The organism is Alteromonas abrolhosensis, from assembly GCF_001953635.1.
Taxonomy (GTDB): domain Bacteria; phylum Pseudomonadota; class Gammaproteobacteria; order Enterobacterales; family Alteromonadaceae; genus Alteromonas; species Alteromonas abrolhosensis.
The window spans coordinates 90,925-107,977 of sequence record NZ_MEJH01000009.1 but is presented as its reverse complement, the minus strand read 5'-3'; the positions used below and the strand labels follow the sequence as shown (position 1 = coordinate 107,977).

Here is a 17,053-nt window from a genome sequence, read left to right as displayed (position 1 = left end):
AGTGGCAACCGTTACGGCGCTAATGACAACCTACAATGCCTCAAGGTGGGTTGGCGCTTCTATTGAGTCTGTTCTGTCTCAGACTTATGAAGACTTTGAATTGCTTATCATAGACGATGGTTCTACCGATAACACAACAGATGTTATTAATAGTTTCGGTGACGCTCGCATAAAGCTTGTTGCAAACAGCCAGAACAAAGGCGTGGGCTATTGCCTAAATCAAGCGCTATCCCTTGTAAACACGCCATACATTGCCAAAGTGGACGCAGACGATATCAGCTCGTCAACCCGATTCCAAGAGCAGATAAATTATCTTGAGGAAGGTGGCTTTGACCTAGTTAAATGCTTCCTTTCTTATTTTCCTGATAACGAAAAGGTGCGTGACTCAGCGCGCTTTAAGCAGTTTAAAGCAAAGAAGGAAGGACTACTAAATAGCGTATATGAGCCAAGTGCTATCCAAAAGACGCTCTTAGATTGGCCCTGTTTCCCTCACACTACCTATTTTGCAAAAACAACGTCGCTGCAAAAAGTTGGGTATCCTTGCTTAAGAATGTTTGAAGATTACGTTTTGTTTTTGCGATTGCTTAATGCCAAGGCTAAGTTTGGATGCGTTGAAAAAGTGCTCGTTAACATGAGGGTAAGCGACGCCTCTACCACGGCTTCTTTATCAGCGCGAGATCTTGAGCAAGGTCTGTCTCTAGTGGTTGAAGAAAAGTGGAGTAGGCTTTCACATTGCATTTCAGGCAAGTCGCTCTTTGTATTTGGAACAGGTCAAATGGCAAAAGCGTTTGCTAGAATAATGGTGCGTCTAGGCATTACAGTTAACGGGTTTGTAGAAACTTCGCCCACTCAAGATATAGTAACTGATAACGGAACGAAAACTTCCGTCATTTCACTTGATAATTATATGGCTGTTCCCCAAGCCGCGTTAGTGGTGGCTGCGCAACCTGTCAGGGAAGAGCTAACCGAGTTTCTCGAAAGTGAGAATCTGCATAATGGGCAAGATTTTTTGATCCTTGCCTAATAGTGGCATCTGAGAATAAACGTAGAATGAAATGAAAATATCCATAATAACGGCAACCTACAATTGTGCTCACTTAATAGAAGAGTGTCTTAGCAGTGTTGCCGAGCAAACCGCAATAGACAAAATTGAACATATAATTATTGATGGCGGCTCTACTGACAAAACATTGTCCACTATTTGTAAGTACCCACACGTCGCTAAGGTCTTTTCGGCGCCAGATAGAGGTATTTATCATGCATTTAATCGTGGGGTTGAATTAGCGTCAGGCGACATAATTTATTTTCTCGGCGCTGACGATTCGCTTTATGAAGCGAGGGTTATTGAAACCATTCTCGATGCTTTTGGACATGAAGATATTGATTATGCGGTAACAAAAGTCAGATGTTTCGATGAGGAATCTGGGGAGGTATGGTTTGCTAACTCAGAAATATCGAATCGTTCAAATACCTGTCATCAGGGATTTTTCTGCAAATCCTCGTTATTCAACAAGATAGGCCCTTTTAGCGAATGTTTTAAGTTATATGCTGACAGTTTCTTCATGAAAACTGCGATCGCACGGTATCACGGAACCTATATCAATGCGATTTCCGCTAATTTTCGCCAAGGAGGCGCAAGTTCTAGCAGCGCCAGTAGGTTGCTACTAAAAAGAGAAGCTGATGCTGTTGCTCAATTACTTGGAGAAACGAACTCAAGCAAGGAAGTTCAGCTCGATAAGAATGTTATTGATTTAAAATTGCTTCTTGAAAAGGTTCTCAATCAAGAGAAGCCTTTGGCAAGTTATAGTGGAATGAAGGTTGGAGTATTTGGTACACGACAATTGTCGATATTAATTGCAAATACGCTCAGACAAAATGGCGCCTACGTTACATGTTTTCTGCAATCCACACGAGATAGTATAAAAGAGATAATGGACGTTCCAGTAAAATCCATAGAGGAAGCGCGTGATTTAGCTTTATCCATGGTGATAAATGGTGTGGAAGGCGAGCATGAACTTGATATTAGTGAAGTGCTGAGGGATAAGCTCGAAGGAACGAAAGTGATAAGTTGGAGAGATATGTAATGCCTGAAAAAAAGAAGGCTTTAATAACAGGTATCACCGGTCAAGATGGTTCCTATTTAGCCGAACTCCTGTTAGAGAAGGGATATGAGGTTCACGGGATTAAGCGAAGAGCGTCATCATTTAATACGCAGCGTGTAGATCATATCTATCAAGATCCCTTCGAATCGAATAGGAACTTCATATTGCATTATGGCGACTTAACCGATAGCTCCAACATTATTAAATTAGTGCAAATGATCCAACCTGATGAGATTTACAATTTAGGAGCGCAGAGCCATGTCGCGGTGAGTTTTGATTCGCCTGAATATACTGCAGACGTCGACGCTATGGGAACCTTACGGCTTCTAGAGGCTATTAGGTTGCTAGGTTTAAAAGACAAAACTAAATTCTATCAGGCCTCTACTTCAGAGCTTTATGGCAAAGTTGCAGAGACGCCGCAAAGAGAAACCACGCCCTTTCATCCGCGCTCACCTTACGCCGTGGCCAAATTGTATGCGTATTGGATAACAGTTAATTATAGAGAAGCATATGGTCTATATGCGTGTAATGGGATTTTATTTAACCATGAATCACCTCGCCGCGGTGAGACCTTTGTAACAAGAAAAATTACGCGTGGATTGGCCAACATTTCTCAGGGCCTAGAGAGTTGTTTACATTTAGGAAATTTAGATGCGCTCAGAGATTGGGGGCACGCCAAAGATTACGTTTATATGCAGTGGCTAATGTTGCAACAAGATAAACCTGAAGATTTTGTTGTAGCAACTGGGGAGCAATACTCAGTTCGACAATTTGTTCAATGGTCGGCAAAAGCGCTGGGCGTTGACCTCAAGTTTTCTGGTTCAGGTGTTCACGAAATTGCTACGGTAATTTCTGTCGATAAAGCACAGTCACCAGCGCTGAATGTAGGAGATGTAATAGTCAGGGTAGATAAAAAGTATTTTAGGCCCGCCGAAGTTGACTCCTTGTTAGGTGATCCTACCAAGGCAAAGGAAACCTTGAACTGGGAGCCTACAATATCAGCGAAAGAAATGTGCGAAGAAATGGTAGCGTCAGATGCTGAAGAGGCACGTAGATTAGCATTTTTAAAAGCGAATGGGTTTGAACTCCCTATTAGTGGGGAAAGCTGATTATGTCGACTAAACGCATTTACGTAGCGGGTCACAATGGAATGGTGGGGCGTGCTCTAGTCAGTGAGCTATCTAAAAATAGCAATATTGAAATAGTGACAGCAAGTCGTGATCAACTTGACCTTACAAATCAGTTTGCAGTAAAGCAGTTTTTCAAAAGTCATCGCGTTGACGAGGTGTATCTGGCTGCCGCAAAAGTGGGGGGAATAAACGCCAACAACACATTGCCAGCGAGTTTCATCTACGAGAACTTGATGATAAGTGCAAACGTGATTAGTGCGGCACACGAAAGTGATATTAATAAACTGTTATTTTTGGGTTCAAGCTGTATTTACCCAAAATTTGCGGAGCAACCTATTAAAGAGTCGTCGCTTCTTTCAGGCGCTCTTGAGCCAACGAATGAGCCTTATGCCATTGCCAAAATAGCAGGTATCAAGCTTTGCGAAAGCTTTAACAGGCAATACGATAGAGATTACCGAAGCGTGATGCCTACAAATTTGTATGGTCCTCATGACAACTTCGAGCTTAACGGCAGTCACGTTATTCCAGCGCTCATCAATAAATTCGCTCAGGCGAAGCAAAATAACGCTTCGTCGGTAAGCATATGGGGTAGTGGTAGGGCTAGAAGGGAGTTTTTACATGTTTCTGATTTGGCTCGAGGCTCTATCGAGATAGCAAACCTTCCCAATGCTGCGTTTAATACGGTAATTCCACCAATGAGTTCGCACATAAATATGGGGACAGGTACAGACTGTTCTATTCGAGAGTTGGCTGAACTACTTTGCGATATAACCGAATTTAAGGGGAAACTTGTTTTCGACACGAGTAAGCCGGAAGGAACGCCGGTTAAACGGCTGGATGTTTCATTGGCTCAATCCCTAATCAATTGGAAACCTAGTATTTCACTTCGCGATGGCTTAACCAGCACTTGGAAATGGTTTCAAGAAAATAGCAACACTTGTAGGGTTTAGAGCAATGAGACATACGATGACCATTCCCCCTGAGAACCGGTTGGCGGGCTTATCTAGTGAAGATGTTCTTATCGTTTCGTTTCCTAAGACAGGTTCTACATTTACACGCTTTGTTTTTGCCAATATTGTTCATTTACTCAACAAAAACTCGGAACCTGTTGATTTTTACAATCTTGGGCAAATAATGCCGGAGTGTCTTAAAGATAATCTTGTCGAGTTTTGCTGGAAAGGAGACCCCTTACCGAGACTAGTGAAAACTCACCAACTTGCTGAAGATAATCCGCTATATGCTCAACCCAAAGTACTCTATATTTTAAGAGATCCCAGAGATACAATGATTTCGTTTTACTACTATGCGAGTAAGCGAAAAAAAGGCAGGTTTGAAGGTACATTTGACGAGTTTGTTGAAAATAATACTTTTGGTATTGATGCCTACAACAAGCACATAGAAAGCTGGTATAGCAAAGCTTCTTGGGTTTTCGATTATGAAACGCTTATGAAAGCCCCCTTAGCTAGTTTTCTCAAAGTATTTGATGACCTAGGAATTAACATACAAAGAGAACTACTTCAGAAAGCACTTCTATTTTCACAACCTGACAAATTAAAAGCGGCTGAAAAAGAGAATTCCAGACCAAATCATTCTGTGAATTTTGACGAAGATTTCACGTTTGTTCGCAATGCGTCGATAGCGCAATGGAAAGACAAAATGTCTCCAGAACAAGCTACACATATTTGGGACCGTAGTTCAGCAATATTGAAGGCACGCTATGAGCGATATTGATATCCCCCAATTAATTAATCAATCAATTTAAACGAGATGGTTTTGCTGTCTTAAAACGGCAAATTTCACTAACTGTCTGTCAAGAGATAGGTAACACACTGTCTCGTGCCGTAGAGGTTATTTCAGCTCAGTCTTCAAGAGATATTACTAATCTATGGTACCTCACTCATCGCACTGATAGTGGCGTGCTTTACGACGTTTATCAGCGTTTTCCAGAAGCTAGAAAAGCGGCTGAAGTGCCTGGAGTCACGGCATTCTTGAAAAGCTACTTTAATAGGAGCGTTTACCTGTATGTTAACTCCCATCTTTATAAGCCAGCAGACAAAGACAATGAGGTGCCATGGCACTAAGATTTTCTTAATCGACCTAATGAAACCGAGAAAGTGTTAGCGTGGGTTTCTCTTGATTCCGCCACGCAAAAAAATGGATGTTTACAGGTTATTCCTGGCTCTCATAAGCGTGGATTTAGAAAATGGTTTCACGTTGAAGGTGCAACGCATCACGACCGTATAGTGTTAGATAAAAATGAGGAGAGTAATCAAGTTTTTGTTGAGACTGAGCCTGGAGACATCGTATTGTTTAGCAATTATTTGATACATAGCTCTTCTCAAAATAGCTCTGATTTACCGCGTCGAGCATTGCGGTTTGTCTATAAAGCACTTGATGACGATGCATTGCCGCGAGGCTCGATGATCATGATACATACTGAGTCAGAAGATTTTTACACTGCCGTGCCTTTACCTAGAAACTAAGGTTTGCGGTAAGATGTGTTGCTTCTTAAATCATTGAGGTATAGGTTAAACATCTCTGCCTGACGAGATTGAGAGTAAGTGTTTCGCGCGTGTTGTGATATTTGCCCAGATGTTTTTGACACGCCGTTATTCAGCACGTCGTTAAGCGATGCTAGCAACCCTTCTGCACTGATATCTTTTGCAAGCCTCCCGTTTACCCCATCCTCAATCATATCTGGCATGCCTCCAATATTAAAACCCACCACAGGAGTGCCGCAACATATCGATTCAATAACAACATTAGGTAAGTTATCTTCTAAAGCTGGTAACACAAATACATCAGCTGCGCTGTAGATTAGCGCAAGCTTATGTTCATCATGAACCTCGGAAAAATCATGAACTTCAGGGAGGCTGCTGTTTAAATTTTTTCCCACACTGCACAACATGATTCGACTGTTATTCGCTTTAATGATTGCTTTTTCAAGCAAGTGAAAACCCTTTCTTTTATTACTAACACTGTCACTTACAAAAAGGACGATGTCTTTATCCTCAGGTAGTCCTAAATGTTTTCTGGATTCTCGCTTGTCCATATAGCGGTACGTTTCTGTATCGACACTATTGGCAATCCGCTTTATCGGGTAATGTTTGAAAAGCGTGCTAGATGCCGCGCATTCGTGTAACCAATTCGACAATGAAATTACGGCAATTGGGATATCGCTGCTCCGTAAAATGGCTTGTTTCGAGAGCAATAGTTTTTTAGCAAAGTCAGGGTCACTGGTTTGTCTTAAAAAATGTGGATTACTGTCATCAGTTTTATATCCTTCAAACCCGTCACCATAATGATATCCACCTGTAAATGGTGCCATGTCATGTAATGACCAAATGACCCGCTTTATACTTTTAGAGGCGAAAAAGGTTGGCCAGTTCAAGAACCGAGAAGTCCAATGAAGATTTACCACGTCATACTCACTAATCTGCGGCGCATTTTCAATTCTGAAATCGCTATAAATTGAAGAGAATACATCGGTATATTCAGACGCTGCAGTGCAAATATCTTTGATATCTTGAGTCTTATATTCGTGTACGCCATTTACAGTAATATGGGAAACACGATTCAGGATATTTCCAGCCTCCAAACCAGTGAACGATTTGTAATCGAAATGGAAAGGGATATCGTCCCTAGTCTTATTTAGCGTTAGAAAGTGGCTAGTATGCCCGGCATCGATTAATGCTAGATGTAATCTGATACACGCGTTCGCTGCTCCGCCTCTATCATACGTATTAACAAGTAAAACCTTCATTAGCGAGCAAGCTCTTGGGGCGAATACATACGCTTAAGTTCGTCGTTGTCAGTAAGGTAATTGGTAATTTTACCGCCCTTAGTGTAATCAATGGCACAAAAATCGGTTTCTAACGTATGCGCAAACAAGACTGAGTGGAATCGCATGCAAATGTTAAATGACGCACTTTGCATCGTGTGGACAACACTCGCTACAGTTGATAAACGTTTATTAAAGGAGATATCGATGTCAGGTTCGTCCGCGAAATAAGTATCAATAAAGTAACGACTGAAATCTCTATCGTCATAACCTACATCAAAATTATGCATATGATCGAGTAATACTGTATTTACGCCCAGCTCCTTTACTTTTTCCTTGATTAACCGAGCTATACCGGCTTCAAACGCTTTTTTATGAACCTCAAATTCTTCTAATGTCAATTCACGAGAGTACTCGTAAGTCCATTCGCGTAAGAAGCAGGCAATAAATGGCGTGTTGGATTTTATTGACTGCTTAAGAAAATGGCGTTCTATGTAAGGTTTCGCGAAATCGCCTGAAAGAGAGGCCTTTTCAAATCCCCATGCGTTGGCAGTGGCTACGCTTTTTCTATCTCTCAGTTTAATATCAGATGATAACGCCAGTATTTGTTTTACTGCTTTTTCATACTTATCTTCATGTAGTGGGCCAAGGCCACAGCCATAAACTACGGTTTTCTTTCCATTGTCTTTGGCTACCTTAAATCCTAGCAAAGGAATATAAAGTTCGTGTAGATCCATGAGGGGGCCGCCACCCATAACAACTTCGTCGGCACTTTTCGAATATCGCAATACATCAAGGGATTTTGTAGAAACAACCTTAGCGTTGATTTTGAGTTCTTTGCATGTTCTTTTGGTTACAAATGGATATAAGCTTCCCAAAACGAACTCAATATTGTCGCCGTGCAATTTCGTATATTCATCTACGATTCCGCCCAATATTGCTTTGTCTCCCACGGTCTCGGTGCCATACCAGCCAAATATAAATACTTGGTAGGGCTTGCTTTTGTGTGGGGTTTTTAATGTTTTCGCTAACCATTTAATCAGGTGAATATTGTCAATATCCAGAAGCCTGTGATGAGTTAATTCGGTAAGCTGCGTTTGTTTTTCTGCATAGGTAATGCCTGCGTGATAGTCATGAATGCAGTTTTTACAGTCGCGTTCTGCGATAGCCTCTTTTTGCGCAAAGTTGTTTTTGTACAAAACTTGCGAAGAGGTTTCTAATGCGTTGCCAATATCGTTACCTTTAGGCGCGCAGTAATTGACCTGTCCTTTAGAACCTAAAACAACACCATCGTTATGATAGGGACAACCTATCAAGCGTTCGCCGCCTTGTAGCATGTTTTGAATACTGCGATATGTTCGTTTGATCGTGGAACCAGGCTCGTATTGTCTTTTTAATTTCTCAAAAAATAATAAGAGGTTATAGGTTTCATCTTCATCGAAATTGCGTATTACCTTATCTCTATCACCGTTGTATAGGCGGTTGATAAACTCGGCAACACGAAACCTTCCATACATGTCGTGCTTTTTAGCATAATAGAGGAAGTCATCAACTTCCCACACATTCTGTTTAGAAATAGTGCACCCGAACGTAGTCGGAATCCCTAATGTGGTTCGGCAAAATTCGAAAATAGCGATAGCGGACGAGAAGTTATTTTTTATTCCACGAACCCTGTCGTGAGCGCTCCCTACGCCATCTATAGAAACCATGACAGAAAAGCTCATATTTCTGCTTTTACAAATATCATAAATAGCCGTAATTCGATTTTTTACATCTCTCTCTTCAATAGCATTGGTTATCATGCTTACGCCTTTTAGGGAGGGTAATGTATCGATAATGGTTCTATAAATATCGGGTAAGTCCTCACGAAGAGTTGGCTCACCGCCAGTTACACCTACATGCTGTAGTTCACTGTACAAGGGGTCAGATAAAATTAAGCCGAGTTCTTCAGGAGTAATGTCTACGCTTTCTTCATTCTTCCAAATATTACACATTGTGCATTTGGAATTGCAGCTATCAATAATATTTAGATTTAGGGCCTTCGGCTTACTATCTGGTCGAAGCTCATTCACCCGCTTCATTTTTCTTAGTTGCGAGTAGCTATCGTAGATGTGACGAATATCTTTTTTCTTTAACATATATCGGTAATTCGAAGGTTGGACTTTTATTAAAACATCTTTGATTCTATCGGCTCTGAACGAAAAAACTTAACTTAGATGTTGAACGTTACATGGATGGAAAAAAGACGCCAGAGCAACCGTTAATTTAAGCTATCTAGGATGCGAGAGAGCGTATCTACAATAAGGTCAATCTGCTCACGAGTTAACTCGGGAAAAAGGGGGAGTGTTATTGCCTGTTCGTAATAACGCTCCGCATTAGGAAAATCACCTAGATTGAAGCCCAGATTCTTGTAATAGGGCTGGCAGTGAATCGGGATATAATGAAGATGTGCAAAAACGCCTTTATCGCGAAGCTGCTCGACGACAAAGGCGTGTTCTTTGCGAGTTAGTCCAGAAGCACGTACAACGTAGAGATGATAGCTGCTATATCTATTATTAGATTGCTTAAGTGGTGAGATGTTTTCTTTCGATGCAAAACGTTCATCATAATGAGCAGCTAATGTATTCCGCTTTTCTAAAAAGCCCGGCAATTTTTTTAGCTGGCTTAAACCAAGCGCAGCTTCTACGTCAGTCATACGGTAATTAAAGCCCAATGCTATCTGTTGATAATACCAAGGACCATGACTGTCCTCAGTCATCTTCTCTGGATTATTGGTTATGCCGTGGCTGCGCAACATACGCATCTTTTCAGCCCATTCACTGTTATTTGTAAGTGCCATTCCCCCCTCCATAGTGGTAATAATCTTTACCGGGTGGAAACTAAACACACAAATATCTGAGAATTGGCAGCTGCCTACAAACTTCTCTTGGTATTTTGCGCCTACTGCATGAGATGCATCTTCAATAACAAAGAAGCCATATTGCTTTGAAAGTGCACGAATTTCTTTCATATCGCAGGGCTGACCAGCAAAATGAACGGGAATAACCACCTTTGGTAAGGCGTTTATGGACTCAGCTAGGACAAGCTTCTTTCGTAAAGCATCAACGCACATGTTGCCGGTGTGAAGGTCAATATCTACGAAATCGACCTTGGCACCACAGTAGAGCGCGCAGTTTGACGAAGCAACAAATGAGTTCGGAGATGTCCATACTCTATCGCCTTCACTCACACCTAGTGCAAGGCAAGCAATGTGTAGAGCAGACGTAGCGCTATTAACTGCAATCCCGAAATTAGCGCCACAATAAGCAGCAAGAGCAGTTTCAAATTTAGGAATAGCCGGGCCTTGCGTTAACCAATTTGATGTTAAGGTTTCGACAACGGCTTTTACATCATCTTCATCTAGGTGTTGTCGCCCATAAGGAATCACTATTGAGCTTCCTCATTGAACTTCTTTATTTCTTCAATACTAAGGAAATGTTCGTTAGTGTCTGAAACGTACTCGAAACCCGACTCTACCAGTTTTCCCTGTTCGCTAAGTGCATTGCTAGTAAAGTTATTACTTCGGTGGAAAAACTTAATAGCTGGGGCAATTACAAAGTGATCATCGAATTCAAATGTGTGCAGAGACATGTCGCCAGGGCACATCATTTCATGCAGCTTTTCACCTGGACGAATTCCTACATATTTGATTGGAATATCCGGTGCCATTGCAGTCGCGAGGTCAGTAATTCGAATTGATGGGATTTTCGGTACGAAAATCTCACCACCTAACATGCGCTCAAAGTTTTTAAGTACAAAGTCGACGCCCTGTTGAAGAGTAATCCAAAATCGGGTCATGTCTTTGTGCGTAACAGGAATATGATCGCTGTTTTCCGCTATCAACTTATTGAAAAAGGGTACAACAGAACCACGAGAGCCAACCACATTGCCGTAACGCACCACAGAAAATCGAGATGCACCAGCGCCAACAATATTATTGGCTGCAACGAACAATTTATCTGAAGCTAATTTGGTAGCACCGTATAAATTAACCGGGTTGGCGGCTTTGTCTGTAGACAACGCAATAACTTTTTCAACGTTATTATCAATGGCGGCGTTAATTACATTTTCGGCACCATCGATATTTGTACGAATACATTCGGTAGGGTTGTACTCAGCGGCAGGGACTTGCTTCATCGCCGCTGCGTGTATTACAAAGTCAACACCTTGCATGGCGCGATTAAGACGTTCTCTATCACGAACATCGCCAATAAAATATCTCATGCACGGCGCGTGAAATTTTTGCTGCATTTCGAACTGTTTGAGTTCGTCACGTGAGTAGATGATTAAGCGCTTTGGTTTGTATCTCGCTAACAGAGTCTCAGTGTACTTATGGCCAAATGAACCCGTTCCACCTGTTATGAGAATCGATTTTCCATCGAACATAGCTTGCTCGCTGTTTTTATGGTTATAAACACAATATATCATGTGTCGGCATTTTTGCCATAAAGCTTTAGAATCTATGCGCTTAGGTGAGGATTATTAGTCCTAAAGGTGCAGATTTCTTCGTGTTTAGGTAGAACTTGTTGTTTATCAGCAGGTAGGTTAAGCATTGATTTTATTTTATTAAATATGCTGGGATGCCGCCTAATAAAGTTCAAAGACCGAGGGCTGGAAGTTCATTCAGGTTTTGTATAGTAAACTTTGCATCAAAACCTGGTTTGGCAAGTGCGTTTTTATGAACCCCAGTTAGCACCCTAACAGTCGGCATTCCAAGTTTATTTAAATTAACGAAGTCTTTTGCTGGGTTGTCACCAATGTAAACCATTTCGTGCCACTGACATTGTTCAGCTTGTTTAATCTTTTCAAAGCAGTAAGTAGAAGGTTTAGCATGTTGCACTCCAAAGCGGTGAGTGACAAACACGCGCTTGAAGTAGTGCGCTATGTTGAGTGCTTCCACTTTCTTACTTTGTACTACTTTATTTCCGTCAGTTACGAGATAAAGCGGCTTTGGCAAACGTTCTAGCAACGTTAGGTGATTGTCGGGCAAAGTCAAAGTGGGCTGGTGTAAGCGATATGCTGAAACGCATGCACGTACATTTTTCTTATTGACTGCTATGCCATGGTTAGCTAAGTAATCATTGAAAATTCGGCCACGACCATTTCGTTCAAGCAGAGTAACTAATTCTTGAAAGCCACTTCGCTTATCAACGTTCCAGGTTTTTTCCACAAATGAGGCAACCGCTGCAAGGCCAGACTCTACGTATTGGCGCTCATCATAAAGGGTATCATCTAGGTCGAAGATATAAATCATAGGTAATAGTCGGTAGCAGCTCTAATCTGCGTTATTTTATGAGATGCGAGATCTACGGGCAACGAATCGATATCCACACCTATACTCTCGCACAAGCTCCAATAAAGACTATCAACACCCGCCTTGATACCTAACGTTGAAGCGCCTCCAAATCGTGAATTACATTCAATGATGTGAAGTGCTCCATCACTTATGATGCCCTGTAATACAACGGGGCCAGACAGCGTTAGGTTGGAAAGTGTCTGTGTCACCTGTGCTGTAAAAGGGCAATTCGGTAAAGTATAAGTAATTTGGGATTCACCATTAACAACTAAGTCTCGCACACGGCACACGGCCGCTTTAACCAAATGATCTTTTGTTAGCCAAGCGTCTACGCTAATTTCTTGACCTGCTTTGAATAATTGAAAAATAGGGGAGGACAGACCTTTAGCGTGCTGGACTGCGTCGTTTTCATTTAGATTAAGGCCAACTGCTTTACTACCCGCACCAAAACGTTCTTTGACCACATAATGCAATGGCTGAGTGTCCTGAACAACCGTTTTCACCTCTTCAATACTCTCGAATGAAGGGATGATAAAAGGAATACTGCATTGGCCGAATCTTAATTTATCTAAACAAAGCTCAATTGCACTTTCATTAGAAATAAGTACGTGAATGTTAGCGCTTTTTAGATCGTTTTTCAGCCTTGCCCAAAAAAGTAGTTCGCCGTCTCTACTTGGGAGAACATGAGTAATGCTTCGATGCTTGAGCTGGGCAATAATCTCATCTGCGTTTTCTTGTTTTGTGGGTGGCATTTGCCAAAAAACATCGCAAAAGTGTCGTGTGAGTACTTGGCTACTTAAATCTCCCGCCGTAACTATGCCTTTGTTATCGATACGCTTAACAGCGCATTGAAGCGCTTTTAATAGTGGAACTTTATTGCTGGCACTTGAAAGTAATACGTTCACGTTAATTTGACACCTTAACTATCACGCTCATTCACAAAGCGTGCGTTTTTGCACGCTTATACCTGTTCTAGGTGCTGACATCGATGCTCTTCTATTTTCGTATTCCGTAATTTGTGTCGTCTTTTTGGGCGTTTGCCAATGTCCGTACATAAAAGTGAGAAAGCCTTCTGCATCGAATGGGGCAAGAAAGGTTTCACCTAAAAACTCGATTGGCTCGTAACTGTCGAAATGTGTAGCGGGGGCAAAAAACAGCCCCCCCGAGGACAAGAGTTCAGATAAACCATTTATCGACTCTCTGCGCTGTATACTTATATCAAAAGGAACTAATTGGGTGTGTGATAAATTACTAAACTCTAGGTTGATGCAACAGTCTATGTTGTTGACCGTGATAATGACGATATTCCATTTTACGTCATAGTTTGTGTTTAATAATTTATAAAGCTCAGGTAGCGATGCCTGTAACCTTTCGTAATTGTCTTTATCTACAGCTAAATCTATATCGTCATCCCAAGGTATGAGCCCTTTATTTCTCACAGCACCTAATAAAGTTCCAGAATCTAGACACGCTGAAATGTTGTGGGAAACGAAGTATCGATTTAGCGTACGCATTACAGACTGGGCAAAGGCTAACGTTTCATTGTCTTCGAAAGGCAAGGCAGCTTTTACCGACTGCTTACTCGGTACAATGATATTCGACTCATTAATACCCATTTCTTTGGTAAGCTGGGAATAGATTTGATCAACCCACTGACTGGTGATAATTATGCTGTCGACATCGTGAGTATTGATATCTGCGGGTGCAATGATGGGATAACCCATAAAACGAGTTCCGTGTTTCGCACTATCGTTATCCGTGAATGCCACGACTTCTATATCTGGGTGATTAGAAACGTAGTTTTCTCCGGCCTTACTTGCACCAAACAGAATGGCTCTCATCTCACAGTAGCTCCCAACTCATAGGGGTACCTTTTGGAGCGTCGCGCTTGATTTGCTTCCCAAGCAAAAGGGGAAGGTATTTGGGAGGCAGTCCAAGTCCTGGACGAACAGAGCGTAAATTTTCCGCATTTAATGTATCGCCGGCTTTCATATCTTTGGCAATGTATAAAGAGCGTCGGTGTACCAACGAGGCCTTTTCTCGCTCAGTGGCGCCATAACTCACCTTGCCAATTGCTACCGCTGCCCGCGCCGTTTCCTCGACAAGCAGCTTAATTTCATGGGGTTCAAGAGAAAACTCTGCGTCAACCTCTCCGCCGTTTCTGTCTAAAACAAAATGCTTTTCAATGACTGTTGCGCCAAGTGCCACCGCAGCGACAGCTACCCCCACCCCCGGTGTATGGTCGGAAAGTCCAACGTGACAGTCGAAAAGTTCGCTCAAATGAGGAATTGTCTTTAAGTTGGCGTCTACCGGGTTTGCTGGGTAATTACTGGTGCACTTAAGTAATATGATGTCATCACACCCATTGGAGCGGAGTACTTCAACAGACTCGGCTATTTCTGCCTGGCTAGCCATGCCTGTAGAGACAATAACGGGTTTCCCTGTCTTTGCTACAGCCGCTAGGATAGCGTGGTCAGTATTTTCAAAAGACGCAACCTTGTAACAAGGAGGATTCAATGTTTCTAGGAAGTCGACAGCAGTTAAATCGAAGGGCGTGCTAAATGCCAATAGGCCTTTCTCTTTGGCATAGTCGAATAGCTCCTTATGCCATTCCCAAGGCGTCATCGCCTCTTTATAGAGGTTATATAAAGAGTTTCCTTTCCAAAGACTATTTGGGTCTTCAATAAAAAATTCGCCTTCGTGACAATCCAAAGTGATCGTGTCTGGCGTATAGGTTTGCAATTTTATGGCATGTGCGCCAGCTTCTGCAGCTGCATCAATAAGTCGGTAGGCTTTTTCTAATGATTGTCCATGATTTCCAGACATTTCTGCGATGATAAAGGGAGCGAGACCCGGACCAATTTGAATATCACCGATTGTGATTGGTTTCATGACTACCTCGTAACAATGTTCAATATAGTATCCATTACAAAAGATGGATTTTTGTTTGCGCTCACCAAAGATACCGCGTTGTTTGCTAGTTTACGCAATTCTTGCGGCGAATTTATCGCAAATTCAACGGCCTTGCTAATATCTTCATTTGTGACCTCGTCACATGCTCCTAGCCACAAACAGCAGTGCCGTTCGTGCAGGCACCGCGTTGTTTCAACTTGATTATCAGCCAATGTGATAATTATGCCCGCTACGCCCGATGCCGCGCGCTCCCAGTGCATCGAACCTCCAGCGCCAATCATTGTATTGGCGGCTTTCATAAGCTCGGATATGTGACCGCAAGCGACATGAAGCTTCGCGTTAGGTAGGCGTTCAACTTTTGCTTTAAGCGCACTAACGCCGGAATAAGCCGCTCCGACAACAATATCGGCTGTAAAAGTTAAAGACTTTAATTCAATCAAAACATCAACGACTCGCTCTGTTATATTCCCAGGGTCGCTGCCGCCAAAGCAGACTAGAATATGATTGTCATTTCTAGGCATTGGTGGTGAGCGGTAAAACTCATTTCTCAAAATAGCGAACTCAGGTCCTAAAAGTTTTTGGCAATGAGGAGGGACAAGAAGATCGTATCGGAATTCAAAGTCCTCAAAGAGATTTTGGTCCAAAATCACGTCACAGTCGTGTTGGCGGTTTGCTAAATCGTCAATGACAACAATATGTTTGCAGCGACTGCGCATTACTTTGCTAAACGAAGCTGATAGCTGATAGTGGTCGACTATAAGCATGTCGATAGGCTCATCGTTCATATCATCAAGAAGCGCTATACAGTGAGCAGCATGAGAGGCTTGCTCTGCTTCATTTAAGACTGCCGAAGCATTACCTTCCCGTTCGCCTTTATGAAGCGAGGGCGTGGTCAATGTTGTAATTCCAGCACGCTGTATCTGTTGTTGTAGAGTTGAAGGCAACGCACAACAAAGGAATGTTACATTGTGTGAGGGAAGTAATTGTGTGGCCAAGGTTAAGCAACGCATAACGTGGCCGAGTCCTATTTGCGCCGTACCATCGACCCTAAAAACAATCCTCACTTTACGCTTTCGCTCTGCACAAGCTTGTAAAGCAGTTCAGCTCTAACCCAATCTTCAGGTGTATCAATGTCTTGCACTAAGTGGTCTGGCATTACTACCATTTTCGAGTTGGCACCGAAAATGCGTTTGGTAGTATCAAGCCAGGTTTTGTGATGGCCCCAATACAACTGTCCTGCATCATGGAAGGCTGGTGGTAAATCCTGTGAGCGCTGAGTAATGCCAAACTCGTCAAAAGGTTTTACGCCGCCATTTTCGGTTTGTAATATCGCCCGTTGAATTGGAAATGAGAATCTTGCCGCTGTAAATACGTAGTCTGTATTGTCAGCGTTGATTAGCATTTCATAACAAGAATTAATTAAAGATGTGGTCAGAAGAGGCGATGTTGCATATACACAGGCGCAATAATTTATATCCCAGCCTTTTTCTAACAGAGTGCTCAGTGCATGGCGAACCACAGGACTAGTGCCTGTGTAATCATCTGCCAATTCTGCAGGTCTAATGAATGGCACCTCAGCACCATAATCTCTTGCTACGTTCGCAATAGATTCATCATCTGTTGAAACCACTACTTTGTCTACATAGGGGCTTGCCAACGCATTTTCTATTGCATGGGCAACCATAGGTTTACCGCAAAACGGTTTTATATTTTTTTTAGGAATGCGTTTGCTTCCGCCCCTTGCGGGGATTATGGCCACGTTCATTTACTTTTTCCGTTCAAAAAAGGCTAG

16 protein-coding genes are annotated in these 17,053 nt (G+C 42.2%); 6 read left to right on the top strand and 10 right to left on the bottom strand.

Annotation, left to right across the window (positions count from 1 at the left end; all coding sequences use genetic code 11):
- The first annotated feature begins 1 nt into the window (after position 1).
- The 6 genes from BGK61_RS14065 to BGK61_RS14040 all read left to right on the top strand — a co-directional run bounded on the left by BGK61_RS14065 (position 2) and on the right by BGK61_RS14040 (position 5,715).
- Entirely contained in the window at positions 2-1,024 is a 1,023-nt protein-coding gene (locus BGK61_RS14065; protein WP_076011743.1) for a glycosyltransferase family 2 protein, read from the top strand.
- A gap of 31 nt (positions 1,025-1,055) precedes the next feature.
- On the top strand, positions 1,056-2,084 hold the full coding sequence (locus tag BGK61_RS14060) for a glycosyltransferase family 2 protein (RefSeq protein WP_076011744.1): 1,029 nt from the start codon (positions 1,056-1,058) through the stop codon (positions 2,082-2,084).
- Positions 2,084-3,211: a GDP-mannose 4,6-dehydratase gene (gene gmd / locus BGK61_RS14055; RefSeq protein ID WP_076011745.1), complete on the top strand. Its 1,128-nt coding sequence runs from the start codon at positions 2,084-2,086 to the stop codon at positions 3,209-3,211. Before BGK61_RS14060 ends, gmd begins: the two co-directional genes overlap by 1 nt.
- A gap of 2 nt (positions 3,212-3,213) precedes the next feature.
- On the top strand, positions 3,214-4,182 hold the full coding sequence (locus BGK61_RS14050) for a GDP-L-fucose synthase family protein (RefSeq protein WP_076011746.1): 969 nt from the start codon (positions 3,214-3,216) through the stop codon (positions 4,180-4,182).
- Between the two features lie 4 nt (positions 4,183-4,186).
- Positions 4,187-4,963, top strand: a complete 777-nt coding sequence (locus BGK61_RS14045) for a sulfotransferase domain-containing protein (RefSeq protein ID WP_083648682.1) — start codon at positions 4,187-4,189, stop codon at positions 4,961-4,963.
- A 383-nt stretch (positions 4,964-5,346) separates the two neighbouring features.
- The gene (locus BGK61_RS14040) at positions 5,347-5,715 is read left to right on the top strand and encodes a phytanoyl-CoA dioxygenase family protein (RefSeq protein ID WP_076011748.1); all 369 of its coding nucleotides are present in this window, start codon (positions 5,347-5,349) and stop codon (positions 5,713-5,715) included.
- Here BGK61_RS14040 and BGK61_RS14035 read toward each other — a convergent pair.
- From BGK61_RS14035 to pseF, 10 genes are all read right to left on the bottom strand, one after another.
- Positions 5,712-6,995, bottom strand: a complete 1,284-nt coding sequence (locus BGK61_RS14035; protein ID WP_076011749.1) for a glycosyltransferase — start codon at positions 6,993-6,995, stop codon at positions 5,712-5,714. The genes BGK61_RS14040 and BGK61_RS14035 overlap by 4 nt on opposite strands.
- Positions 6,995-9,151, bottom strand: a complete 2,157-nt coding sequence (locus BGK61_RS14030) for a polysaccharide pyruvyl transferase family protein (RefSeq protein ID WP_076011750.1) — start codon at positions 9,149-9,151, stop codon at positions 6,995-6,997. The genes BGK61_RS14035 and BGK61_RS14030 overlap by 1 nt, the downstream gene beginning before the upstream one ends.
- 122 nt (positions 9,152-9,273) lie before the next feature.
- Positions 9,274-10,440 carry a UDP-4-amino-4,6-dideoxy-N-acetyl-beta-L-altrosamine transaminase gene (gene pseC / locus BGK61_RS14025; protein ID WP_076011751.1) on the bottom strand — a complete coding sequence of 389 codons (1,167 nt, stop codon included), beginning with the start codon at positions 10,438-10,440 and terminating at the stop codon, positions 9,274-9,276.
- A complete protein-coding gene (gene pseB / locus BGK61_RS14020) occupies positions 10,440-11,438 on the bottom strand; it encodes a UDP-N-acetylglucosamine 4,6-dehydratase (inverting) (protein ID WP_076011762.1) in 999 nt (332 codons plus the stop codon). Before pseB ends, pseC begins: the two co-directional genes overlap by 1 nt.
- A gap of 211 nt (positions 11,439-11,649) precedes the next feature.
- Entirely contained in the window at positions 11,650-12,306 is a 657-nt protein-coding gene (locus BGK61_RS14015; protein WP_076011752.1) for an HAD family hydrolase, read from the bottom strand.
- A complete protein-coding gene (locus BGK61_RS14010) occupies positions 12,303-13,253 on the bottom strand; it encodes an ATP-grasp domain-containing protein (RefSeq protein WP_076011753.1) in 951 nt (316 codons plus the stop codon). Before BGK61_RS14010 ends, BGK61_RS14015 begins: the two co-directional genes overlap by 4 nt.
- Before the next feature lie 27 nt (positions 13,254-13,280).
- On the bottom strand, positions 13,281-14,189 hold the full coding sequence (locus BGK61_RS14005; RefSeq protein WP_076011754.1) for a LicD family protein: 909 nt from the start codon (positions 14,187-14,189) through the stop codon (positions 13,281-13,283).
- A 1-nt stretch (position 14,190) separates the two neighbouring features.
- Entirely contained in the window at positions 14,191-15,240 is a 1,050-nt protein-coding gene (gene pseI, locus BGK61_RS14000) for a pseudaminic acid synthase (RefSeq protein ID WP_076011755.1), read from the bottom strand.
- A 2-nt stretch (positions 15,241-15,242) separates the two neighbouring features.
- The gene (gene pseG, locus BGK61_RS13995; protein WP_076011756.1) at positions 15,243-16,325 is read right to left on the bottom strand and encodes a UDP-2,4-diacetamido-2,4,6-trideoxy-beta-L-altropyranose hydrolase; all 1,083 of its coding nucleotides are present in this window, start codon (positions 16,323-16,325) and stop codon (positions 15,243-15,245) included.
- Complete coding sequence (gene pseF / locus BGK61_RS13990) at positions 16,322-17,026, bottom strand: pseudaminic acid cytidylyltransferase (RefSeq protein WP_076011757.1); 705 nt, start codon at positions 17,024-17,026, stop codon at positions 16,322-16,324. The genes pseG and pseF overlap by 4 nt, the downstream gene beginning before the upstream one ends.
- Positions 17,027-17,053: the final 27 nt, after the last annotated feature.